This window comes from Microvirga ossetica (genome assembly GCF_002741015.1).
GTDB lineage: Bacteria > Pseudomonadota > Alphaproteobacteria > Rhizobiales > Beijerinckiaceae > Microvirga > Microvirga ossetica.
The window spans coordinates 4,326,863-4,349,137 of record NZ_CP016616.1 but is presented as its reverse complement, the minus strand read 5'-3'; the positions used below and the strand labels follow the sequence as shown (position 1 = coordinate 4,349,137).

Sequence of the window (22,275 nt, the reverse complement as noted above, 5' to 3'; positions counted from 1 at the left end):
GAGGGGCCTAAAAAAACCACCCAGAGGAGTGACCTCATGAAAAAAATGCTGTTGACCGGCGTGGCGCTTGGTCTTGGCCTCGCCTTCTCCAGCGCTGCCAGCGCGCAGATCAAGATCGGCGTCGCAGGCCCCATCACCGGCCCTAACGCGGCTTTCGGCGCTCAGCTGAAGAACGGCGTCGAGCAGGCTGTGGAAGACATCAACGCAGCCGGCGGCATCAATGGCCAGAAGCTGCAGATCGTCGTCGGCGACGACGTCTCCGATCCCAAGCAGGGCGTGTCGGTGGCGAACAAGTTCGCCGCTGAAGGCGTGAAGTTCGTCGTCGGCCACTTCAACTCCGGCGTGTCCATCCCGGCCTCGCAGGTCTATGAAGAAGCCGGTATCGTTCAGGTCACCCCGGCCTCGACGAACCCGCAATTCACCGAGCGCGGCATGTGGAACACCTTCCGCACCTGCGGTCGCGACGACCAGCAGGGCCTCGTTGCCGGCAGCTACCTTGCCGACAAGTTCAAGGGCAAGAAGGTTGCCGTCGTTCATGACAAGACCCCCTACGGAAAGGGCCTTGCCGACGAGACCCAGAAGGCCATGAACGCAAAGGGCCTGAAGGAAGTCGTCTATGAAGGCGTGAACCCGGGCGAGAAGGACTATTCCGCTCTCGTCTCGAAGCTGAAGCAGGCCGGCGTGGACGTCGTCTACTTCGGCGGCCTCCACACGGAAGCCGGCCTCATCATCCGCCAGATGCGCGACCAGGGCCTCCAGGCCCCGATGATGTCGGGTGACGGTATCGTGTCGGCCGAGTTCACCTCGATCGCCGGCCCGGGCGCCGAAGGCACCCTGATGACCTTCTCGCCGGATCCGCGCAAGAACCCGAACGCGAAGGATGTCGTGGCCAAGTTCAAGGCCAAGAACTTCGAGCCGGAAGCCTACACCCTGTACTCCTATGCTGCGGCCCAGATCCTGGCCGAGGCTGCGAAGCAGGCTGGCGGCACCGACGGCAAGAAGGTGTCCGACGCCATGAAGTCGGGCAAGCCCTTCAAGACAGTCATCGGCGACATCTCCTTCGACAAGAAGGGCGACATCACCCGTCCGGACTACATCATGTACGTCTGGAAGAAGGGCGCCGACGGCAAGATCGACTACTCCGGCAACGAACTTGCCATGTAATCGATTGGCCTGAGCCAACACGATCGGAACCCGCCCTGGCGACAGGGCGGGTTTTCTCATGCCTATTTTCATCGAGGCGAGACCGCTCATGCCCGCTCTGACCCTGGCGCTGCTCGAGGAAACATACGCGATCTGCCGCTTCCCGGCGGGCACGCGGGCCGCGATGCCCTCCCCCGGCCCGTTTTCCCTGCTGGTTCAGGCAGTGGAAGAGACGACCCTCGTCTGCCCGCTCGGCCATGCCCCTGCTGAAGCCGAGATCGATGCGGGCTGGCGCTGCTTCCGGATCGCGCAAAGCTTCGATTTCGGCGTGCCGGGCATCCTGGCCGCCGTGCTTGATCCCTTGGCTAAAGCCGGCATCGGCATCTTCGCCACCTCCACCTTCAGCACCGATTACGTGCTGGTGAAGGTGGAGGATGCGGAGCGAGCGGCAGAGGCCCTGCGGGCCGCGGGGCACCGCGTCATGGGTTGAGAACAGGCCTGCCCGACCGGGCGCGCCACCTCGTCAACCCAGCCGTCCCAGCGCCGGAAACGTCTCGAGCAGCCAGAACGACATGTTGGTGATCCAGCCGGTCAGAAACGCGATGCCGGTCATAACGAGGAGGACGCCCATGATCTTCTCGACCATGGCGAAACGCGAGCGCATGCGCTTCAAAAGCGCCGCGAACGGCTTCATGGCAAACGCCGCGAGCAGGAAGGGAATGCCCAGACCTGCCGAATAGGCGGCGAGCAGCAGGGCGCCATGGGAGACGCTGCTCTCGGAGCCCGCCACGGTCAGGATTGCTGCCAGGACCGGGCCGATGCAGGGCGTCCAGCCGAAGGCGAAGGCGAGGCCCATCACATAGGCGCCCCAGAGGCCGACCGGCTTCGTCACGTTGAACCGGGCCTCGCGGTAGAACAGCCCGATCCGGAAAACTCCGAGGAAATGCAGGCCCATGACGATGATGGCGATCCCCGCCACCGTGCTCAGGACATCGAGATATTGCCGGATCGCCTGGCCGAGCGCCGAGGCAGTCGCTCCCAGAAGCACGAAGACGGTGGAGAAGCCCGCCACGAACAGGAGGGCGGCCAGGACCGCCCGCTTGCGGACGGCTCGGTCGTCGCCTGCGCTGAGACGGTCGAAGGTCGTGCCGGCGAGAAAGGACAGATAGGGCGGCACCAGCGGCAGAACGCAGGGGCTTAAGAAGCTGATGAGGCCGCCGAGCGCCGCGGCGGGAAAGGAAACACTGAGCATGGCAAGCCTTCTAGCTCTTTGCCCCTCCGGACGAAAGGCGGCGAAAGGCCGGTTCTCCAGATTGTGAAGGGCGCCGATTTTCTGTTTGCTGGCCGCATGAACCAGCTCCGCAATCTCATCACCGACATCCCTGGCCTCCGCGTCGGCAATGCCGAGGATGCCGCCCTCGGCTCCGGCGTGACCGTCGCGCTCTTCGACGAGCCTGCGGTGGTTTCGTTCTTCGCCATGGGCGGAGCGCCGGCTACCCGCGAGACCGATCTGCTCGATCCCGACAAGATGGTCCCGGGCATCCACGGCGTGGTGCTGTCCGGCGGCTCCGCCTTCGGCCTCGATGCGGCGAGCGGCGTGCAGGCGTTCCTGCGCGAGCGGGGCATCGGCTTTGCCGTCCGGGATGCGCTCGTCCCTCTGGTCTCACAGGCCTCCAGCTTCGATCTCGTCAATGGCGGCAACAAGAACTGGGGACGCTACCCGCCCTACCGCGAGCTCGGCTATGAGGCAGCCCTGAATGCCGGCCTGGACTTCACGCTCGGTACCGCTGGCGGCGGATACGGCGCCACCACGGCGAACCTGAAGGGCGGGCTCGGCTCGACGAGCGCCGTGACATCGGCCGGTCATGCCGTCGGCGCCCTCGTCGTGGTGAACAGCGTCTCCTCGGCGGTGATCGGCAACGGCCCGCATTTCTGGGCCGGCGCGCTGGAGGAGAATGAGGAGTTCGGCGGACACGGACATCCAGACCGCGTCGGTCCCGAGAAGCGCAAGCTGATCTGGAAAGGAGGACCGCAGCCGGCCACCACCATCGCGCTGGTCGCAACCGATGCCGTGCTTACCAAAGGCCAGGCCAAGCGCCTCGCCATCGCCAGCCACGCCGGTCTCGCTCGCGCCCTGCGCTTCTCTCACGCCCTGTTCGACGGCGACGCGATCTTCGCGGCCGCCACGGGCCGCCGGCCGCTGCGGGACGAGGCGTCGGAGTTCACGGAGCTCACGGCGCTTGCAGCCGATTGCCTGACCCGCGCCATCGCGCGCGGCGTCTATGAGGCGACGGCCCTGCCCTATCCCGGCGCGCAGCCGGCCTGGCGTGATCTGTTTGAGACCACCTGAGGCGCCTCAACGATCGTTTGCCCGCTTCCCGAAACGACAAGCAGCCGGGTCTTCCCCAAGGCGCCAAAGAAAGCTCGCCAGTCGCGCCTCGAGCCCCGATTGCGTCCGGCCAAGAACCCGGTCCAGGGTCGTCTGCATAGTTTCCGTCGAGGCGAGCAAAGCTGCAGCGAGGCGCGGGTACACCGTGGAGATCTGGTGTGCCATCCTCTGGGAATCGCCCGCATCGATGGCGAAACGAGTGCGCACCAGATCCATCAGGCGGTTATCCGAATCCGCCGGCCTGATCATCAGAAGCGTCGTCTCGCATCCAAAGACATCCTGGGCTGCGCCGCGTATCGGGACGAGATAGGCAACCGCCGCCCCATGCTCCTCCGTTGAAGGCAGGGGGATCGGTCCGCACACCTGGTCGAACAAGCCCGCCGTGATGCGCGCAAGGCTGTCGCTCAACGCGGTCTGGGCGTCCACGTCGCGGAACGCGATCCGATCGCCGGCCCGCACGGTCACCTGGGACAACCGGGTCTCCATGGCCTGATTGCAGGCGAGCAGCTGGCCGCTTCGGGTCAGGATCGCTGCGGGAACATCCAGGAATTGCAAGGCCGAGACCGTCGATTGAGCCTGCCGCAAACCGAGTTTCGTGAACAGGAAAGCGCCGCGCGCGAGATGGGGCCGCAGCCGATTGAGCCTTTCCCTCACCTCCTGTCCCATCGGACCATGATCGTAGGGACGTTCGAAGCGCATGCAGACGAGGCCGCCGCCAGGAATCTGCATGATGGCGCCGGCAGACCAGCCGCCACCGCGCCGGCGATGGAAATCCCGATACATGGGAATTGAATCGACTTCGCCGGGCGCGAAAATGTCGGTCTCGTCGAAGAACCGAAGGCGTTTGTGCTGCTTTCCGCGTTCGATCCAGGTATTTCGCAGGTGCCAGCCTCCGGCATACCAATCAGACAGAAGCGTTTGCTGGCTCTCCGTGGCGACCCAGGATCTTTCGCCTCTTCCGTTGACGGCAGCGATGAAGCCGCCATCGGCTCCTCCGACAGCGGAAATCTGGCCAAGGACCTGGAGCCAGCGCTCGGGAAGAACGGCAGTTTCATAGATATCGCTGATCAGCGACTGGTCGCCTCCCTGCATCCGCTCCCCCATGCAACATTGGATCGGATGATAAACGTTATGACCTAACAATCAAGGAATTTTCCCCTCCAAACGGATAGGATATCATTCTTGCGAGGATCGGACGTATCGGAGGCAGGACCGCTTAGAAACGGTCCGCGCGATAGGGCTTCGGATCGACCACCGGCGTTTCGCCCGTGATCATTTCCGCCAAAAGCCGTCCGGTCACCGGTCCGAGGGTCAGGCCGTGATGGGCGTGGCCGAAGCCGAACCAGAGGTTCTTGTGCCGGGGCGCCGGGCCGATGATCGGCATCATGTCCGGCGTGCAGGGGCGCATGCCCATCCATGGGTGCGGATCGAGCCGCTCACCGAGGGGGAAGAAGTCGCGAGCGATCGGCTCGGCCCGCCCGAGCTGGACCGGCGTCCTGGGCGCATCGCGGTTTGCGAACTCAGCCCCGGTCGTCAGCCGGATCCCCTTCGACATGGGCGCGAGGAAATAACCGCGGTCGAAATCGAGCGTCGGCCGGTTGAGCACCGCATTGCCCTCCGGCTTGTAGTGCATGTGGTAGCCGCGCTTGACCGCAAGCGGCAGGTTATATCCGAGCTTCGTCGTGACCAGGTCCGCCCAGGCGCCGAGCGCCACGACCACGGTGCCGGCTTCCACGGGCCCCTTCTCGGTCTGGACACGCCATCCCGTCGAAACCTGCTCCAGCGTTGTGGCATCGCCAGCGGCGAGTTCGCCCCCAAGGCGCTCGAACAGACCGACGTAACCCATTGTCAGCATGTGGGGATCGGAGACCGAGGCCGGGTCCGTCCAGTGGATGCCGCCCTTGGTCTCCACCTTCAGGTGCGGCTCGCGCTCCGCCACCGCCTTGGTGTCGAGGGCGACGAAGTTGACGCCGAAATCGCGCTTGACCTCGTCCGCATCGGCGAACTGCTCGTCGCGGCTCTTCTCGTCTCGGAACACCTTCATCCAGCCGGTCGGGCGGATCAGGTTCGTCGATCCGGATTCCTCGGCCAGCGCCATATGCTCGGTGACGCTGCGCTCGATGAGCGGCGCGTACATCCGCGCGATCGCCTTGTGCTGGGCAGGACGCGAATGCATCCAATACTGCCACAGGAAGGGGGCGAGCTTCGGGATGGCGGCCCAGTGGTAATGGGCGTCGATGGTGTTGTTGAGGGCATAGCGCAGCAGCGCGCCGAAATCGTGCGGGAAACCGTAAGGATAGACGCCTTCGCGCTGGATCAGGCCCGCATTGCCGAAGGAGGTTTCCTCGCCGGGCTTGCGCTTGTCGATCAACAGGACCGAGCGGCCGCGCTTCTGCAGATGCAGGGCAATCGACACGCCGACGATGCCGGCTCCAAGAACAATCACATCCTTACGCATGAAGGCCCTGCCCCATTTCCAGTCGCCTCCCCGAAGGAAAGCGGTCATATCCTTGCGAAGGGGCCATCTTTACTCCTCTAGGCTCGACGTCGTCCATGGCTTTCCCGACGCAAATTCGGCTCTCCCCAGGGGAGTGGTCTTGAATTGGTTCGGGCGGGCGACTCATTGCCCGTTGCGGTCGCAAATGGCTCGTGCTACCGGGCGCGGCCATGACACGCCCTCTTCTCATCGCCCCGTCCATCCTCGCCTCCGACTTCGCGAAGCTCGGCGAGGAAATCCGCGCCATCGATACGGCCGGCGCGGACTGGATCCACATCGACGTGATGGACGGACACTTCGTGCCGAACATCACCATCGGCCCCGATGTTGTGAAGGCGCTGCGGCCCCATACGTCCAAGCCCTTCGACGTGCACCTGATGATCGCGCCGGTCGATCCCTATCTCGAGGCCTTCGCCAAGGCGGGCGCTGATATCATCAGCATCCACGCGGAGGCGGGCCCGCATCTGCACCGCTCGCTCCAGACCATCCGGAAGCTCGGCAAGAAGGCCGGGATCGTGCTCAACCCCGGCACCCATGAAGGCTCCATCGAGCCGGTCATCGACGACGTCGACCTGATCCTCCTGATGACGGTCAATCCCGGCTTCGGCGGACAGGCCTTCATCCCCTCCGTCTGCAACAAGCTGCGCCGGATCAAGGAGATGGTCGGCGACCGGGACATCGATATCGAGATCGACGGCGGTGTGACGCCTGAGACCGCGCCCCTGGTGGCCGAAGCCGGCGCCAACGTGCTCGTGGCCGGCTCCGCCACCTTCAAGGGCGGCCCATCGGCCTATGCTGCCAACATGGCTGCCATCCGCGAGGCGGCGGCAAAGGCGCGTTGAGATCACGGGATGATCGTGCTACCGCGCGGGCATATCATCCGCGTGGAAGTGAAGAGCCATGATCCCCCGTTACAGCCGTCCCGAGATGGTGGCCATCTGGTCGCCGGAAACCAAGTTCCGCATCTGGTTCGAGATCGAGGCCCATGCCACCACGGCGCTTGCCAATCTCGGCGTCGTGCCGAAAGAGGCGGCCGAGAAGGTCTGGGAGATGGGCTCTAAAGCGACCTTCGACGTGGAGCGGATCGATTCGATCGAGCGCGAGGTCAAGCACGACGTCATCGCCTTCCTCACGCATCTCGCCGAGATCGTGGGGCCGGAGGCGCGCTTCGTCCACCAGGGCATGACCTCCTCGGATGTGCTCGACACCACCTTCAACGTGCAGCTCGCCCGTGCCTCGGACCTGCTGCTGCGCGATCTCGACGAGCTTCTGGCCGCCATCAAGCGTCGGGCCATCGAGCACAAGATGACGCCGACCATCGGCCGCTCGCACGGCATCCATGCGGAGCCCACCACCTTCGGCCTCAAGCTCGCCCAGGCCTATGCCGAGTTCGAGCGCTGCAAGCTGCGCCTGATCGAGGCCCGGCGGGAAATCTCCACCTGCGCCATCTCGGGCGCGGTCGGCACCTTCGCGAACATCGACCCGAGCGTCGAGGAATACGTGGCCGAGCAGATGGGCCTCCAGGTCGAGCCGGTCTCGACCCAGGTCATCCCCCGCGACCGCCACGCCATGTATTTCGCGACACTGGGCGTCATCGCCTCCTCCATCGAGCGCCTGGCGACGGAAGTCCGCCATCTGCAGAGGAGCGAGGTCCTGGAGGCGGAGGAGTTCTTCTCGGCGGGCCAGAAGGGCTCCTCGGCCATGCCGCACAAGCGCAACCCGGTGCTCACCGAGAACCTGACGGGCCTGGCCCGCATGGTCCGCGCCTATGCCATGCCCGCCATGGAGAACGTGGCGCTCTGGCACGAGCGGGACATCTCCCACTCCTCCGTCGAGCGCATGATCGGCCCCGACGCGACCGTGACCCTGGACTTCGCCCTCGCGCGGCTCACCAACGTCATCGACAAGCTCGTGGTGTACCCGGAGAACATGCAGAAGAACCTGGACCGCCTCGGCGGACTCGTCCACTCGCAGCGCGTCCTGCTGGCGCTGACCCAGAAGGGCGCCTCCCGCGAGGACGCCTACCGTCTCGTCCAGCGCAACGCGATGCCGGTCTGGCGCGGCGAAGGCGATTTCCTCACCCTCCTGAAGAACGATTCCGATGTGACCGGGTACCTGTCTCCCGAGGAGATCGAGGCCTGCTTCGACCTCGGCTATCACTTCAAGCATGTGGATACGATCTTCATGCGGGTCTTCGGCGCAAGCGGCGCATAGCTCGGGGGCTGGAAATTTTTCCACAATGAGCAACAATCCCGGTAGGCATCGGGCCCAGAAGCTGAATCCACTTTTGGGATCGTTTCCGAAGCCTCTCTCTTGAAGAGCGCATCGTCCGGTGCGGACCCAGAGGGCCGCGTCAGCGAAAACCGGGACCCTTTTCCGCCCGATGCGCTGAGAGATCAACGGCACGGGGATTGTTGCCATGCTGTCGGAGAAGCTTCTCTATCTTGCGTTCACGCGGGCCGTGAAACACGGCACTTTGGAGGTGGTCACGGCCGGAGGCCGGCGCCTCACCTTCGGTAACGAAACGGAACCACGGGTCTCGATTCGCTTCGCGGACGCCGCGGCCCAGATGGCGCTGTGCCTCCATCCGGAATTGAAGCTGGGCGAATTGTTCGTGGATGGCCGCCTCGTCATCGAGCGGGGCACGATGCTCGACCTGCTCCAGCTTCTCCTCCAGGACACCCATGGGCAACTCCACGAACTTCCCCTGCGCCGCCTGCGCAGGATCCGCCACTGGATGATGCGCCGGGCCGAGAACGATGCGAGCCGCTCCAAGCGCAACGTGGCGCACCATTACGACCTCGACGGGCGGCTCTACGCCCTCTTCCTCGACAGCGACCGGCAATATTCCTGCGCCTATTTCGACCATCCGGATGCCAGCCTCGAGGAGGCTCAGGCAGCCAAGAAACGGCATATTGCGGCCAAGCTGCTGGTCGACCGGGGCCACAGCGTCCTCGATATCGGCTCCGGCTGGGGCGGAATGGGGCTCTACCTCGCGCAGGTCGCCGGAGCGGGCTCGGTCAGGGGCATCACGCTCTCGGAAGAGCAGCTCGAGGCGTCGCGCAGGCGCTCCGCCACCGCCTGCCTCCAGGATCGGGTGCAGTTCGAGCTCGAGGATTATCGGGCAACGAAAGGCACCTTCGACCGCATCGTGTCGGTGGGCATGTTCGAGCACGTGGGCGTGCCCTCCTACGACGCCTATTTCCAGGCCTGCCGCGGCCTCCTTAAGGAGGACGGGGTGATGCTTCTGCACACCATCGGGCGCTCGGGCACGCCCTATCCGACCAATCCCTGGATCACCAAATACATCTTCCCCGGCGGGCATCTGCCCGTGCTCTCGGAGATGATGCCCGCCATCGAGCGGGCCGGGCTGATCGTGACCGACCTCGAGATCCTGCGCCTGCACTACGCCTATACCCTGAAGGCCTGGCGCGAGCGCTTCATGGCCCATCGCGAGGAGGTGCTGCGCCTTTACGACGAGCGCTTCTGCCGGATGTGGGAGTGCTATCTCGCCAAGTCCGAATCCGCCTTCCGGTGGCAGGACGCGGTGGTGTTCCAGCTCCAGCTCACCCGCCGCAACGACGTGGTGCCCGTGACCCGCGATTACATCGCGGAGCGAGAGGCCGTCCTGAAGGAGGCGGAGGAGAACATGGAGTTGAAGCGGAGCGCTTGAACCGGCCCATGCGGGACTTTATCTCGGGGGGATGAAAACCTCCGATTGCGACATCCTCATCGTTCCCGGCCATGAAAATTCAGGCATCGACCACTGGCAGAGCCGGTGGGAGCGTCAGCTCTCGACCGCGTGGCGGGTCGAGCAGGAGAACTGGGATGCCCCCAACAAGGAGGCCTGGGTCGGACGCATCGTCGACGACGTGAAGCGGGCCGAGAAGCCGGTCGTCCTGGTCGGCCACAGCCTCGGCGTGCTGGCCATCGCCCATGCGGCTCCCCTTCTGCCGAGCGGCAAGGTCCAGGGCGCATTCCTCGTCAGCGTGCCGGATGTGGAGAGGGCGGACTTCGTCCCCGCCATCGACCGCGCCTTCGCCCCGATACCGCGCGACCCATTCCCCTTCCCATCCGTCCTGGTCGCCAGCCGCACCGATCCCCATTGCGATTACGAGAAGGCGGAGGATCTCGCCTATTCCTGGGGCTCGGCAATCGTCGATGCCGGCGATGCCGGCCATCTCAACACGGAAAGCGGCCACGGTCCCTGGCCGGAGGGACTGATGCGGTTCGCCGGCTTCCTGAAACGGCTGTGACGCCCCGAACCGTCATTTCCGCGAAAGCTCCATCGGCTCGACGGTCACGTCCGCAAGGCCGCTGTTGTCGCCGTAATAGGCGTCCGTCAGTCTATCCCACCTGACGATGGCGTCGTTGGCGAACAGATGGAGCAGCCCGTCGGCCTTGGCCACGAGTTCGGCCGAGCACCACGTGCCCTGCGGATCGCAGACCACATCCAGCGCTTCGATGGGACCGCCGTCGCCATCCGCCGGGATGATCTTGGCCATGGTCTGGAGCCAGTCCGATGCCGGGAAGCGGCGCATGGGAATGGCGGTAAAATGAATGTACCAGGGCATCCGCCCTGCCTCGAAGCCTGCCGGGCTCGTGGCGATGTCCCGGTCGAACCAGGGCTCGATCACACGAAAGAGGATCTTGTATCGCGTGCCGGCCTCGACCTGCCGGCCGGTGGACCAGCATAGCAGGCGGGGCGAGAACTGCTCCGCCTGAACCGTCGGACCGATGCAGAGGCGGTTGTCCTGCTCGGCGACGTGGAGTTGCGTGCGATAGACGACGCTCTGTACCAGCAGAACCGTCAAGGCGAGCCCGCCGAGCAATCCGATTGCGAGAATGGCGATCCCGAAGACATTCGGCACGGCCCGCCATTTCAGGATCTGCAGAATGGCCTGATAGGCCGCGTTCGTCCGCAGCCGATAGATCCAGCCGGCGGAAATTTCCTCTACCCGCGGCTTCGGGCTGTGGCTCGGCCCGACCATGCCGAGGGATCCGGCCCAGAGGTCGCGCATGCCGTCATGGATCGCCACCTGCAGGGACGTGCTCTTGCGCAGCAGCAGGGCGATCGCGATCACCCCGATTAGAAACCATCCCGGCCGGTTGGCGAAGGCATCGATCCACGGCGAGAGGAAGCCGGGGAGGAATTGTCCGATCTTGGACAAGACGGGAGAGACGAGACATTGCGGCCCGACGCAGGCGGACGGCGGCCATAATCCTTCGAACAGCGGCATCGCCGCCAAAAGGAGCGAGACGACGACCGTGCTGAAATAGGTGACGCGCCGCTTCCAGACGATGTTCCAGACCCCTTCCTGCTGCTGCGCGCGAAGGTCAGAGCGCGCCTCGCCGGGTGGCTCGACGGCTTCGTCCGAACGCACGATCTCGTAGGAAGCCGGCAGGACGATCGGCGCGTAGTCGTCGTCCCCCTGCCGGATGCGTTCGAGGACGCTCTCGTGGATCCGGACTCCGGTGAGGAGGCCAGCGCCTTTGAGATCCGTGTCCTGCATGACCCTGGTGGTCGGGTCCGGCGGGTCGAGACGAGCGGAGATCTTGCGCGGCTGATACCGGTAATAGGCAGCGAAGCCCCGCCGCGAATTGTAGATCGGGCCATAGGGACTGGCTGTGCGCCGGATCTCCGCGACCGCCTTGTCGTCGAAGCGCAGACCGGCTTTTGCTGCCTCGTCGAGCATCCATTCGAGGGACACGTAGGACAAGCTGTCATCGGGATAGCCGCCGCCGACATTGGAGTGCATCCCCGCGAACCAGACCTGCCGCAGGCGATCGCGCCGCACGCGCCCCAGGGCGATCATCTCGGCTTCGGCCACTTCGTCCCAGAGCAGCGGATGGAAGGTGTCGCGCTCGTCGTCGAGGGCGAGAGCATGGCGTGCATGCAGAACCTTTTCCGACAGCTTGTAGTTCGGCATCGAGAGCGGCCAGACCCAGTCGTCGACGGCCCGCGTCAGTTCCGCGAGCGGCAGCCCGTAGGCTGCCACCGTGTCCCACACGCCGACGAAGGCGATCTCGTCGATCTCGAGGCGGGGCACGTCTTCATACTGGATCTGCCCACGCCATCTCCGCCACGTGCGCATGGCGAAATCTCTCAGCCACCGAAGCGGCCCCACCAGCCCGCCCGTCTGGTTGTAGCGCTTGCGGTACTCGCGATAGGCATCCGCGGCGTGCTTGTTGAAGGAGGCGTCCTGCTCGCATTGGATCAGCCCTTCCTTGACGACGAGACCGACCAGGACGCGAATCGTGAAGGCGCCGCGGCTGAAGCCGAAGGCATAGATCCGGTCGCCAGGTTCGTAGTTGCGGCAGAGGAAGGTGTAGATGTCGAGAACGTTGCGCTTGAGTCCGAGCCCGAAAATGCCGCCGAACACCGCGAAGAGCTTGAAAGCCGATGTCCCGACGCCGTCGTCGTAATAGGCGATCTGCCGGCTCTCGCCGGGCTCGGGCGGCGACAGATCGAGCGCTTGATAGAGGCGCCAGACATTGGTCTTGAACAGCGCCGCAGCGCTGTTGCCGGTACCGTCAGAGAACAGGACAATCGCTTTCGGCATGCCACTCTCCCCGCATTCACGATAGTTTCGGCCCCGCCACGACTCAACCTGAGATAGATTTTTTCAACAGAAAACCGCCTCTGCGTGAGGTCTGTGCAGCTTCACCGCCGGACGACGATGAACCCGCACATGACAAAAAGTTCATGCGGCAGTCACCTCGGAGAGAGCAGGATCGGAGCAATCTAATCCTATCGCCACAACCGAGGATATCCGCATGAAGACCATCGCCACCATCGCTCTTGCGACCCTACTGGCCGGAACGGGCACCCTCGCGCTGGCGCAGCAGAATCCGGCACCGAATGCGCCGGCGGCCTCCCAGGATCAGGGCCGGCAGGATCGCCGTCCCCGCATGAGCCAGGACGACTTCAACCGCCTCGTCGATGCCCGCATCGCCTCGATCAAGGCCGGTCTGAAGCTCGCCCCCGATCAGGAACGGCTCTGGACCCCGGTCGAGACCGCGATCCGCACCTCGGCCGAGCAGCGCTTCTCCCGCTTCGAGCAGCGTCCGTCCCGCGAGCAGCGCCAGTCCACGGACTTCATGCAGCGCCTCGAGCGGCGCAGCACGATGATGAACGAAGGTGCCCAGCGCTCGGCCGCCGTCACGACCGCCCTGCGTCCCCTCTGGGATACGTTCAGCGAAGACCAGAAGCGGATCGCGCCGCGCCTGATGCGCGAAGCCGTCAATCTCGACGGCCCGCGCTGGAACGACCGCGGCGGGCGCCGCGGCCATGGTCCGGACCGGCACCGCATCGGCATGCATCGGGACAGCTCCCGCGGCCCCGTGCAGCAGCAGTAACGCCAAACAGCAAAAAGGCCGCCCACCGGGCGGCCTTTCCGTTTTCCGAAATCGGCTCTTCGCGAATTAGCGCGAGTAGAACTCGATCACGAGGTTCGGTTCCATCTGGACCGGGTACGGCACTTCCGACAGGGTCGGGATGCGCGTGACGCGGGCCGTCATCTTGGAGTGATCGACCTCGATGTAGTCGGGCACGTCGCGCTCGGCGAGCTGGCTCGCCACGACGACGACCTCGAGCTGCTTCGACTTGTCCTTCACCTCGATCACATCGCCGGCCTTCACCTGATAGCTCGGGATGTTCACGCGGCGGCCGTTGACCTTCACGTGACCGTGGTTGACGAACTGACGGGCAGCGAACGGGGTCGCGACGAACTTCGAGCGGTACACGACCGCGTCGAGACGGCGCTCGAGCAGGCCGACCAGGTTCTCGCCCGAGTCGCCCTTCAGGCGGATCGCCTCCGCATAGTAACGGCGGAACTGCTTCTCGGTGATGTTGGCGTAGTAGCCCTTGAGCTTCTGCTTGGCGCGCAGCTGCGTGCCGAAGTCAGACATCTTGCCCTTGCGGCGCTGGCCATGCTGGCCGGGGCCGTATTCGCGGCGGTTCACAGGGCTCTTCGGGCGGCCCCAGATATTCTGACCCATACGGCGGTCAAGCTTATGCTTGGCCTGAATGCGCTTCGACATCGCTGTTCCTCTTTGTTGTCGAATTTGCGAGGAACGCGCCCTCCTCTTCCCTTTCGGGACGACAGGCCGACAAGAAGCCGGGCCACGGGAGCGTAAAAAGTTACGCGGCCCGTGAGGACCGCGCGAACGGGAGGCATTTAGGCGGAAAAGGCGGGAAAGTCAATCGGCCGCTTATCGTCACCCGACCAGCAGAGGCATATCCTCAATGGCGATCGCCGGAAGACCCTTCTCCCGCAGGGCCTCGCGCAGATCCAGGCCGATCCCCGCCCCGCTCGTGAAAACGGCTACGGTCTCGTTCTCGTCGGCCTCGTGGCCCGGGACAGGCTGGCCGATCAGCTGCGTCACCCGGCGGGCGATGGCAGGCGCCGGGTCGATCCAGGTGACCGGCCAGGGCGCGAGCGTTTGGAAGCGCGGCAACAGAAGCGGGTAATGGGTGCAGCTCAGCGCCACCACATCGGTCCTGCCCCCGGCATCCTCGATGAAGCAGGGACCGAGTTCCTCCAGAAGCTCCTCATCCGAGACGGGACTGCCAGCAAGCTCCGCCTCGGCGAAGCCGGCCAGACGGCGCGAGCCGACGAGGTTGACCTTGCAGCCGGCCGCATAGGTCTCGATCAGGTCGCGGGTGTAGTCGCGGGCGACCGTCGCCGGGGTCGCGAGCACCGTGAGGTAGCCGGTCTGCGTGGTCTGAGCCGCCGGCTTGATAGCCGGGACCGTGCCGACGAAGGGGATTGAGAACCTCGCCCTGAGATACGGCAGCACGAGGGTGGATGCGGTGTTGCAGGCCACCACCGCGATGTCGGGATCGTGGAGCTCGATCAGCCGCTCCATGACGGCGACGACCCGCTCCGCCAGGACCGACTCGGCGAGACGGCCGTAGGGGAAGCCCGCATCGTCCGCCGCGTAGACATAGCGCGCGTCGGGGCGGATCTTCAGGACCTCCGAGAAGACCGTGAGGCCGCCGAGGCCGGAATCGAAGACGAGGATGGTGGGGACGGGAGACGGCATGACGGCGGGATTATAGGTAGCCCCCGCCAGAAGATCGACACGCATGACCAACCCTTACGAACGCAACTTGGTGAGAAAGTCGGACGATCCCTGCTTGGTTTCCGGCGGCGCCATGTTGAGCCTGCGGCGCGGACCCGGCTCGGGCTTGTTCTCCTGCCCCTCGACCTTCGGCATCTGCGCCGAGAGCCGCCGCACGGGCCAGCCGTCGCTCCAGGTGCCCATATCGACGAATTTCGGATCGCGCAGGAGTGCGGCCGCATCCTTGCCGGCGAAGGCTGCCTCGGAGGCGATGTCGAAGGTCTTCCAAAAGGCGAGGTAATCGAGAGTATCGGTGCCGTTGTTGCCGAGCGCCTGGGTCAGGAGGATCTGCGGCCCGGTGAGCGCCATGTCGGCGCTCCAGCGCCAGGTGTTGCGCTGCTTGGGATCGCGCGGCGGATCCGGCGGCAGCTTGATGGCGGTGGCATCGTATTCGGCCTTCGGCGAACCGGGGGACGCCAGCGCCGCGGTCATGGCGGGAAAGCCGTGATCGTCCGAAGACGCCCGCATGAGGAGCTTGCGGTTGCTCGGAACGGCGCTCGCCTGCTGCATGAGGAGGCGGGCGGCGCGATCGCTCGGCAGATGGTCGCGATCGCCGCTCATGGTGATGAGCATGGTCGAGGGCGCAATGGTCGAAAGATCGCGCAGGTGGATGCCGCGCTCCTTCTCGTTGGAGGCGATGCCGCCCGGCATCAGGCCGAAGACGAGCTTCGGGGCCGGGACCTTGCCGGACTCCGTCCCGGCCGCGAGGTTGAATGCAATCGGCGCGCCGGCCGAATGGCCGATGAAGGCGACGCGCTCCCGGTCGGGCTTGGCGTTCTCATCCTCCGCCAGGGCTGCGAGAGCGCTTTGGATCAGATCTTCGGCGAGGTTCGAGGCATCCGCTGGACGGGAGCGGTTCACGTCCTGGAAGCGCGGGAAGAGCACGAGATGGCCCTTGCGGGCGAGATGGTCGATCCAGCCGCCGTAGAGGCCGGGATCCACCGCACCCCAGGAATGCAGGAAGATCACCACCGGACGCGGCTTTGCGGGAGCGTCGTTGCCATGAAAGACGAAGGTTCCGGAACTCGCCGTGCCGACCGCGCGCTTAACCACCTCCGTCGACGTGTAGTCGCGCCCGCCGGGCCCCTGTGCGGGCTGCTGCGGCGGCGTGGCCGCACGGGCCGCTGGGGCGGCGAGGGAGACGCCAAGGAGCAGAAAGGGCAGCAGGCAGCGGCGCATCGTCGTCTCAAACTCTATGGTCAGCCGGGCAGATAGAGCCCGAACTCTATAAAGCCACGATTAGCTTAAGGTTTTCTCAACCTGCGCCCTTCCGCAAGGGCGCGAATCGCCCCGCGCAGGGTGCGGACCTCCTGCTCGGTCATCTCGAGACGGTGGAAGATGTCCCGCATGTTGCGGGTCATGGTCGGCTTCTTGTCCTCGGGATAGAAGTTCACCGCGTCGAGCTCGCTCTCGATATAATCGAAGAACGACGTCACCATCTCGCGCGGGGCCGGCGGGGATTGCGGGCCGCCGTCGAAGGGCAGCGCACCGCCGGTGGCGAGCTTGTACCACTCGTACGAGACGAGAAGGACCGCCTGCGCCAGGTTCAGCGAGGAGAATTTCGGGTCGACCGGAAAGGTGATGATCGCATCGGCGAGCGAGACCTCGTCGTTCTCGAGCCCCGTGCGCTCGCGCCCGAACAGGATGCCGATCCCCTGCCCCGCTCCGAGGCGCGCCTGCGCTTCCGCCATGGCTGCATCGGGTGCGAAGACCCGCTTCATCTGCCCGCGCTCGCGGGCGGTGGTGGCGAAGACGAAGTTCAGGTCGGCGATGGCCTCGCGGACATTGTCGTAGAGCGTCGCGCTTTCCAGCACATGGGTCGCGCCCGATGCCGCCGAATGCGCCCCCTTCTTGGGCCAGCCGTTGCGCGGCGAAACGAGGCGCAGCTCCGACAGCCCGAAATTGGCCATGGCGCGGGCGACCATGCCGATGTTCTCGGCGAGCTGGGGTTCCACGAGGATGATGATCGGGCGGGTCATGAGGGTTTAGCCGGATTGGATGGACCCTCTCCCATAGCGTCAAACACGATCTCAAGACTAGCTATGCCGAAGACTACGGAGGTCCCGGACGTCCGGCTCATCATTCGATGTAAGGCTTTGACTGATCCTTCCTGCCCCTCGTGGGGAGGAGAGTTCCCATCTCCGACTGCTTCGGCATTCGGTAGCAAAGGCACCGGATTTCCGTGACGTAATCCGGTAATGTCATCCATTGACGAGATAACTTCCGCCGCTCGGACCCGGGACCTTTTTGGGCAGGACACCGATGGGACCAAATGGAGGAGCCGATGAAGCCACGATGGGGTCTCATGATCGCTTCCATCCTGCTGGCTACGCTTGTTCTGCGGGACAGTTCCGCTCATGCGCAACCGGCACCGCGCATACCTGCGAGAATTGCCTGGGTGTCCGTGTTCCCGCTTTCTCAGGTGGCGAGTTACCTCGATGCGTTCCGCAGCGGCCTCGCCGCCGAAGGCTATGTCGAAGGCCGTGATGTTGAAGTCCTCGCCCGCTCCGCTAACGGGAATCCGGAACGGCTGCCGGCCGTCGTCGAAGAGGTGCTCGCCCTCAGGCCGGACGTGATTGTCTCCCAGGGCGCAGCCATCTTCGGTCTCCGAACGGTAACCCGGATTCCGATCGTCTACGGCTTCAGCGGCGATCCCATCGCCGCTGATCTCACCGACAGCATGGCCCGGCCGGGCGGCAACCTGACGGGCGTCAGCTTTATGACCATCGAGTTGAATGCGAAGCGGTTGGATATTCTGCGGACGGTTGCGCCGCAAACCAGGAGGGTGATCCTCATGGGGGACCCAGTCCACCCGGGTGTCGACCTTGAGGTTGCGGCCAATCAGGAAACGGCCCGGCAACTTGGGATGGAGATGCGGTGGGTCCCAACCCGCAATGTCCGGGAAGTCAGCGCCTTTCTGGCAAGCCTCGACCAGGACGCGCCGGATGCCTTGGTCATCCTGCCTGACAGCGTCATGCTGGAGAGCCGGGAGCAGGTTTCCGAGTATGCGTTACGACACAAGATCCCGGCCATATCCGGCTGGAGCATGTTTGCCCACAGCGGCGGCCTACTGACCTATGGTCCGCGCCTCTCCGAGAGCTTCAAGCGGCTGGCGTATTATGCTGTTCGCATCCTCAAGGGAGCCAAGCCTTCCGATCTGCCAATCGAACGACCGACCCAGTTCGAATTGGTGATCAGTCTCAAAACCGCAAGGCAGATCGGCCTTGCCGTGCCCGATTCCCTGATCGCTCTTGCCGATGAGGTCGTCGAATGACATCGCGCTCTCGATGCTGCTGCTGAATGCAAGGTCAAGCTGGAGCATCAGGCGCCGATTGGCATGGGTCCGCCCCAGCCGCAGTAATAGCCCGGACGGGCTGCAGCGCCGACCGCCGCCGTTACTGCAATGGGCGTTCCGGCAGAGCTCTCAGGTCTTCGTGCCGGGCTTAGGCCCGATTCCATGGCAATCTTCCCTCTCCGGCGCGGCGCTGTGCACCGAAAACGCGAAAATGGCAGGCCATGCCGGAAAGCGCTGAATTCCTGTGCCGCTACCACCTTCCCCCCCGCGCTTAACCGCGCTATAGGCCCCGGTAACCAGCCTGCCGGCAAGGCAGGTCTGTTCCAGCCCTTAAGCGCAAGGTGAGATCATGGCGAAGATCAAGGTTGCCAATCCGGTCGTCGAGCTCGACGGCGACGAGATGACCCGCATTATCTGGCACTTCATCAAAGAGAAGCTGATCCACCCCTATCTCGACATCGACCTGAAGTACTACGACCTCGGCGTCGAGCACCGCGACGCGACCAACGACAAGGTCACGGTCGAGGCGGCGGAAGCGATCAAGAAGTACGGCGTCGGCGTCAAATGCGCCACGATCACGCCGGACGAAGGCCGCGTCGAGGAGTTCAAGCTCAAGGACATGTGGAAGTCGCCCAACGGCACGATCCGCAACATCCTCGGCGGCGTGATCTTCCGCGAGCCGATCATCTGCAAGAACGTGCCGCGCCTGGTGCCGGGCTGGACCCAGCCGATCATCGTCGGCCGCCATGCCTTCGGCGACCAGTACAAGGCGACCGACTTCAAGGTGCCCGGCAAGGGTCGCATGACGATCAAGTTCGAGGGCGAGGACGGCACGGTCATCGAGAAGGAGGTGTTCAAGTTCCCGGACGCCGGCGTCGCCATGGCGATGTACAACCTCGACGACTCGATCCGCGACTTTGCCCGCGCCTCGCTGAACTACGGCCTGAACCGCAAGTATCCGGTCTATCTCTCGACCAAGAACACGATCCTGAAGGTCTATGACGGCCGCTTCAAGGACATCTTCGAGGAGATCTACCAGAACGAGTTCAAGGCGAAGTTCGACGCCGCCGGCATCCATTACGAGCACCGCCTGATCGACGACATGGTGGCCTCGGCGCTGAAATGGTCGGGCGGCTATGTCTGGGCGTGCAAGAACTACGACGGCGACGTGCAGTCCGACACGGTGGCGCAGGGCTTCGGCAGCTTGGGCCTGATGACCTCGGTGCTGATGACGCCGGACGGGCAGACGGTGGAGGCGGAAGCAGCCCACGGCACGGTGACGCGCCATTACCGCGAGCATCAGAAAGGCAAGGAGACGTCGACGAACTCGATCGCCTCGATCTTCGCCTGGACCCGCGGCCTGGCGCACCGGGCCAAGCTCGACGACAACCCCGAGCTCGCCAAGTTCGCCGCGACGCTGGAGAAGGTCTGCGTCGACACGGTCGAGGCCGGCTACATGACCAAGGACCTGGCGCTGCTCGTCGGCGCCGAGCAGAAGTGGCTCTCCACCACCGGCTTCCTCGACAAAATCGACGAAAACCTCAAGAAGGCGATGGCTGCTTAAAGCTTGTTTCGCCAGATCTGACGACGTTAACGGCCGGGTTTGCCTGGCCGTTTTCTTTTATGGCTTGTCAGGGAGCGATCACGGATAGCGGGCGCTCGCCCAAACCGATCTCGAGCGGGAGGCAGCCTCGACAGTCTCCGTCGAGCTGTGCCGGGTCGCCGTCATGGCCGGTGATGCTGACCGCTGTGGCCACAACCGTCCGATAGCCCGGCATGCGGTCGAGATGACCTATGCCCATGCCGATGATGTAAAGCAGCGTGCTCAACCGTCCGCCACGCAGGAAAAGACAGACCTGGAACTCGGGCTTGCCGAGATCCGCCTGTGAAGCGAGCTGGAACTCTCCGCCGTAGAACCGGCTCTTCGCCACGATGATGGAGCTTGCCTCCACCACCTCGGAGCGATCGATCTCGACCCGATAGCGGCGCGGCAGCCCGGCCGCGAGTTCACGCAGGCCCTGCAGGATATAGGCCAGCTTGCCGATCCGTTTCTTCAGGCGAAGGCTCGTGCGATTGACGATATGCGCGTCCATGCCGATCCCGCACATGAGCGAAAAATATCGCCCGTTCGCCCGGCCCACATGGATGTCCCGGGTCCGTCCATCGGCGAGGAGTCGCGCCAGCGCATCGGCTTGCCTCGGAATGCGCAGCTCCCGCGACAGCACATTGGTGGTGCCGATGGGAATGATCCCCAGCGCCGGGGACCGCTCTCGCATCATCAAGCCGTTGATCGCCTCGTTGATCGTCCCGTCGCCGCCGGCCACCACCAGCACGTCGATGTCGGGTCCGCAATCCCGCGCCGTCCGCTCGGCATCGCCGGCGCTCCCCGTTGCGTGCAGCTCGACCTGAACCGCCTCTTTACGAAGCGCGGTCAGGACGGCAGCGAGACGTCTGCGCTCACCGCGCCCGGCCGTCGGGTTATGGATCACGAGCAGCCGGCGGGCCGGTGAAAGGCGGCTGTCCGATGCCGCTGCGGAAACATCTGGCCGGGTCACATCGGCACTTTCGAAAAGCTTGAGGCGTCGATGAAATAGTGGAACATTTCCATAAGCCGTCAGCGCCGGGTTGGTCGATTCGACCAGCCAAGTTGACATGAGGGCCTTCGGATCTAAGCAGGTTTCAGCGGGGTGGCCAACGGATGCTGTCTGTGATTCCATCTCATAGTTTGGTTCGGGATGCGGATCATGGCGGGCAAATCCCCTGTTGTCGCAAGCGCCGCGCAGCGGCGTGAGCTCATGGCTCTCAGCCACTCGCGCGATCGGGGCGAGGCGGATCGGGCGCGGGCGCTCCTGCTGACCCTGGCGGGCTGGACGAGCCCGCGGATCGCCGAGGCCTTCGGCGTGCGCGAGGATACCGTGCGGCTCTGGCGCAGCGCTTTCATGACGGGTGGGGTCGACGCGCTGCGGCGATCCGTTGCCCCGGGACCGGCACCGGTCAAGGCCGAGCGGGCGCTCGCGGTGGCCGAGGCGGTTCTGGCGGGATCGGTCGCAAATCGCCCCAACTGGACCTTGCCGCGGCTGGCCGACGAGATCGAGAAGCGCTCCGGCGTGCGCATCTCGCGCTCACGGCTCTCGGTCGTGTTGCGCCAAAAGGGGATTTCCGCTGGCGCCGGCCGCGCCATACCCTGAAGGGCCGCCAGGATGCAGACGCCGTGGACCGCGCCGGCCTGCGCCGCAAGCTCCTGAAGGCGCAGGCCGAGGCGGGCGATATCGTGCTCTTGTTCGGGGATGAATCCGAAGCGCTCACCCACCCCTATCTCGCCCATGCTTGGGCCAAGAAGGGCGCGGATCTGCGCATTCCCGCGCCCGGCCAAGCCGCCAAGGTGGCGATGCTCGGTCTGCTCGACTGGGCCCCGCGGGACCTGATCGTGCGCACCAGCCGGAGCAAGCGCAGTGCCGATTTTATCGCGCTGCTGGACCAGATCGACACGCAGTATGGCCCAACGTCCGCTCGTGCGACGAAGCCGATCGTGCTCGTCCTCGATAATGGCCCGATCCACACCAGCAAGGCGACGCGCGCCGCCCTCGCCGAGCGGGCGCCCTGGCTCACGGTCGAATGGCTGCCAAAGTACGCTCCCGAACTCAACGCCATCGAAGAGCTCTGGCGCGATCTGAAGCAGCATCATCTTGCTCACCAGACTTTCGCGGGTCCAGAGAACCTCGATGATGCCATCCACGAGGCGGTCGCGATGCTCAATTGCGAGCGAAGTCGCCATCCGTTGGCCAACCACCGAATCGCTGCTTAGCTGATCGATCGAGACTAAGG

General features: G+C 64.8%; 20 protein-coding genes and 1 pseudogene. 12 read left to right on the top strand and 9 right to left on the bottom strand.

Annotated features, from left to right (window positions below; genetic code table 11):
* Nucleotides 1-36 precede the first annotated feature (36 nt).
* Both BB934_RS20670 and BB934_RS20665 read left to right on the top strand, forming a co-directional pair.
* Nucleotides 37-1,164, top strand: a complete 1,128-nt coding sequence (locus BB934_RS20670; protein WP_173909481.1) for a branched-chain amino acid ABC transporter substrate-binding protein — start codon at nucleotides 37-39, stop codon at nucleotides 1,162-1,164.
* A gap of 88 nt (nucleotides 1,165-1,252) precedes the next feature.
* Nucleotides 1,253-1,633: an ACT domain-containing protein gene (locus BB934_RS20665; RefSeq protein WP_157934241.1), complete on the top strand. Its 381-nt coding sequence runs from the start codon at nucleotides 1,253-1,255 to the stop codon at nucleotides 1,631-1,633.
* A 33-nt stretch (nucleotides 1,634-1,666) separates the two neighbouring features.
* On the opposite strand, the gene BB934_RS20660 is transcribed toward BB934_RS20665, so the two are convergent.
* Nucleotides 1,667-2,395: a cytochrome c biogenesis CcdA family protein gene (locus tag BB934_RS20660; protein ID WP_099511309.1), complete on the bottom strand. Its 729-nt coding sequence runs from the start codon at nucleotides 2,393-2,395 to the stop codon at nucleotides 1,667-1,669.
* 96 nt (nucleotides 2,396-2,491) lie between these two features.
* On the opposite strand from BB934_RS20660, the gene BB934_RS20655 reads away from it, so the two are divergent.
* The gene (locus BB934_RS20655; RefSeq protein WP_099513093.1) at nucleotides 2,492-3,493 is read left to right on the top strand and encodes a P1 family peptidase; all 1,002 of its coding nucleotides are present in this window, start codon (nucleotides 2,492-2,494) and stop codon (nucleotides 3,491-3,493) included.
* 6 nt (nucleotides 3,494-3,499) lie between these two features.
* On the opposite strand, the gene BB934_RS20650 is transcribed toward BB934_RS20655, so the two are convergent.
* Both BB934_RS20650 and BB934_RS20645 read right to left on the bottom strand, forming a co-directional pair.
* Nucleotides 3,500-4,624, bottom strand: coding sequence for a hypothetical protein (locus BB934_RS20650; protein ID WP_099511308.1), 1,125 nt, complete (start codon nucleotides 4,622-4,624; stop codon nucleotides 3,500-3,502).
* 124 nt (nucleotides 4,625-4,748) lie between these two features.
* A complete protein-coding gene (locus BB934_RS20645) occupies nucleotides 4,749-5,990 on the bottom strand; it encodes an NAD(P)/FAD-dependent oxidoreductase (protein WP_099513092.1) in 1,242 nt (413 codons plus the stop codon).
* Between the two features lie 209 nt (nucleotides 5,991-6,199).
* On the opposite strand from BB934_RS20645, the gene rpe reads away from it, so the two are divergent.
* The 4 genes from rpe (at nucleotide 6,200) to BB934_RS20625 (ending at nucleotide 10,285) form a co-directional block, all read left to right on the top strand.
* Complete coding sequence (gene rpe, locus BB934_RS20640; protein WP_099511307.1) at nucleotides 6,200-6,871, top strand: ribulose-phosphate 3-epimerase; 672 nt, start codon at nucleotides 6,200-6,202, stop codon at nucleotides 6,869-6,871.
* A 58-nt stretch (nucleotides 6,872-6,929) separates the two neighbouring features.
* A complete protein-coding gene (gene purB, locus BB934_RS20635) occupies nucleotides 6,930-8,243 on the top strand; it encodes an adenylosuccinate lyase (RefSeq protein WP_099511306.1) in 1,314 nt (437 codons plus the stop codon).
* Nucleotides 8,244-8,448: 205 nt separating this feature from the next.
* A complete protein-coding gene (locus BB934_RS20630) occupies nucleotides 8,449-9,702 on the top strand; it encodes an SAM-dependent methyltransferase (protein WP_099511305.1) in 1,254 nt (417 codons plus the stop codon).
* Nucleotides 9,703-9,733: 31 nt separating this feature from the next.
* Nucleotides 9,734-10,285: an RBBP9/YdeN family alpha/beta hydrolase gene (locus BB934_RS20625; protein ID WP_099511304.1), complete on the top strand. Its 552-nt coding sequence runs from the start codon at nucleotides 9,734-9,736 to the stop codon at nucleotides 10,283-10,285.
* A 12-nt stretch (nucleotides 10,286-10,297) separates the two neighbouring features.
* Here BB934_RS20625 and BB934_RS20620 read toward each other — a convergent pair whose 3' ends face one another.
* Nucleotides 10,298-12,592, bottom strand: coding sequence for a DUF2235 domain-containing protein (locus BB934_RS20620; RefSeq protein WP_099511303.1), 2,295 nt, complete (start codon nucleotides 12,590-12,592; stop codon nucleotides 10,298-10,300).
* A 214-nt stretch (nucleotides 12,593-12,806) separates the two neighbouring features.
* Between BB934_RS20620 and BB934_RS20615 the strand changes: the two genes are divergently transcribed.
* On the top strand, nucleotides 12,807-13,388 hold the full coding sequence (locus tag BB934_RS20615) for a Spy/CpxP family protein refolding chaperone (RefSeq protein WP_099511302.1): 582 nt from the start codon (nucleotides 12,807-12,809) through the stop codon (nucleotides 13,386-13,388).
* Between the two features lie 66 nt (nucleotides 13,389-13,454).
* Here the strand turns inward: BB934_RS20615 and rpsD are convergent, their stop codons facing one another.
* The 4 genes from rpsD to BB934_RS20595 all read right to left on the bottom strand — a co-directional run bounded on the left by rpsD (nucleotide 13,455) and on the right by BB934_RS20595 (nucleotide 17,134).
* Nucleotides 13,455-14,072 (bottom strand): 30S ribosomal protein S4, encoded by a 618-nt coding sequence (gene rpsD / locus BB934_RS20610; RefSeq protein WP_099511301.1) that lies wholly within the window; start codon nucleotides 14,070-14,072, stop codon nucleotides 13,455-13,457.
* Between the two features lie 177 nt (nucleotides 14,073-14,249).
* Nucleotides 14,250-15,122: a glutamate racemase gene (gene murI / locus BB934_RS20605; protein WP_099511300.1), complete on the bottom strand. Its 873-nt coding sequence runs from the start codon at nucleotides 15,120-15,122 to the stop codon at nucleotides 14,250-14,252.
* A 9-nt stretch (nucleotides 15,123-15,131) separates the two neighbouring features.
* The gene (locus tag BB934_RS20600; RefSeq protein WP_099511299.1) at nucleotides 15,132-16,334 is read right to left on the bottom strand and encodes a dienelactone hydrolase family protein; all 1,203 of its coding nucleotides are present in this window, start codon (nucleotides 16,332-16,334) and stop codon (nucleotides 15,132-15,134) included.
* A 65-nt stretch (nucleotides 16,335-16,399) separates the two neighbouring features.
* On the bottom strand, nucleotides 16,400-17,134 hold the full coding sequence (locus tag BB934_RS20595) for an RNA methyltransferase (RefSeq protein WP_099511298.1): 735 nt from the start codon (nucleotides 17,132-17,134) through the stop codon (nucleotides 16,400-16,402).
* 305 nt (nucleotides 17,135-17,439) lie between these two features.
* Between BB934_RS20595 and BB934_RS20590 the strand changes: the two genes are divergently transcribed.
* Together BB934_RS20590 and BB934_RS20585 are read left to right on the top strand one after the other, a co-directional pair.
* A complete protein-coding gene (locus BB934_RS20590) occupies nucleotides 17,440-18,429 on the top strand; it encodes an ABC transporter substrate-binding protein (protein ID WP_157934240.1) in 990 nt (329 codons plus the stop codon).
* Nucleotides 18,430-18,799: 370 nt separating this feature from the next.
* On the top strand, nucleotides 18,800-20,014 hold the full coding sequence (locus BB934_RS20585; protein ID WP_099511296.1) for an NADP-dependent isocitrate dehydrogenase: 1,215 nt from the start codon (nucleotides 18,800-18,802) through the stop codon (nucleotides 20,012-20,014).
* A 67-nt stretch (nucleotides 20,015-20,081) separates the two neighbouring features.
* On the opposite strand, the gene BB934_RS20580 is transcribed toward BB934_RS20585, so the two are convergent.
* The gene (locus tag BB934_RS20580) at nucleotides 20,082-21,104 is read right to left on the bottom strand and encodes a diacylglycerol/lipid kinase family protein (RefSeq protein WP_157934239.1); all 1,023 of its coding nucleotides are present in this window, start codon (nucleotides 21,102-21,104) and stop codon (nucleotides 20,082-20,084) included.
* An 81-nt stretch (nucleotides 21,105-21,185) separates the two neighbouring features.
* On the opposite strand from BB934_RS20580, the pseudogene BB934_RS50950 reads away from it, so the two are divergent.
* Both BB934_RS50950 and BB934_RS20570 read left to right on the top strand, forming a co-directional pair.
* Nucleotides 21,186-21,377, top strand: a pseudogene (locus tag BB934_RS50950) (helix-turn-helix domain-containing protein); the annotation flags it as partial.
* On the top strand, nucleotides 21,317-22,255 hold the full coding sequence (locus tag BB934_RS20570) for an IS630 family transposase (protein WP_418294744.1): 939 nt from the start codon (nucleotides 21,317-21,319) through the stop codon (nucleotides 22,253-22,255). The pseudogene BB934_RS50950 and the gene BB934_RS20570, both read left to right, overlap by 61 nt.
* Nucleotides 22,256-22,275: the final 20 nt, after the last annotated feature.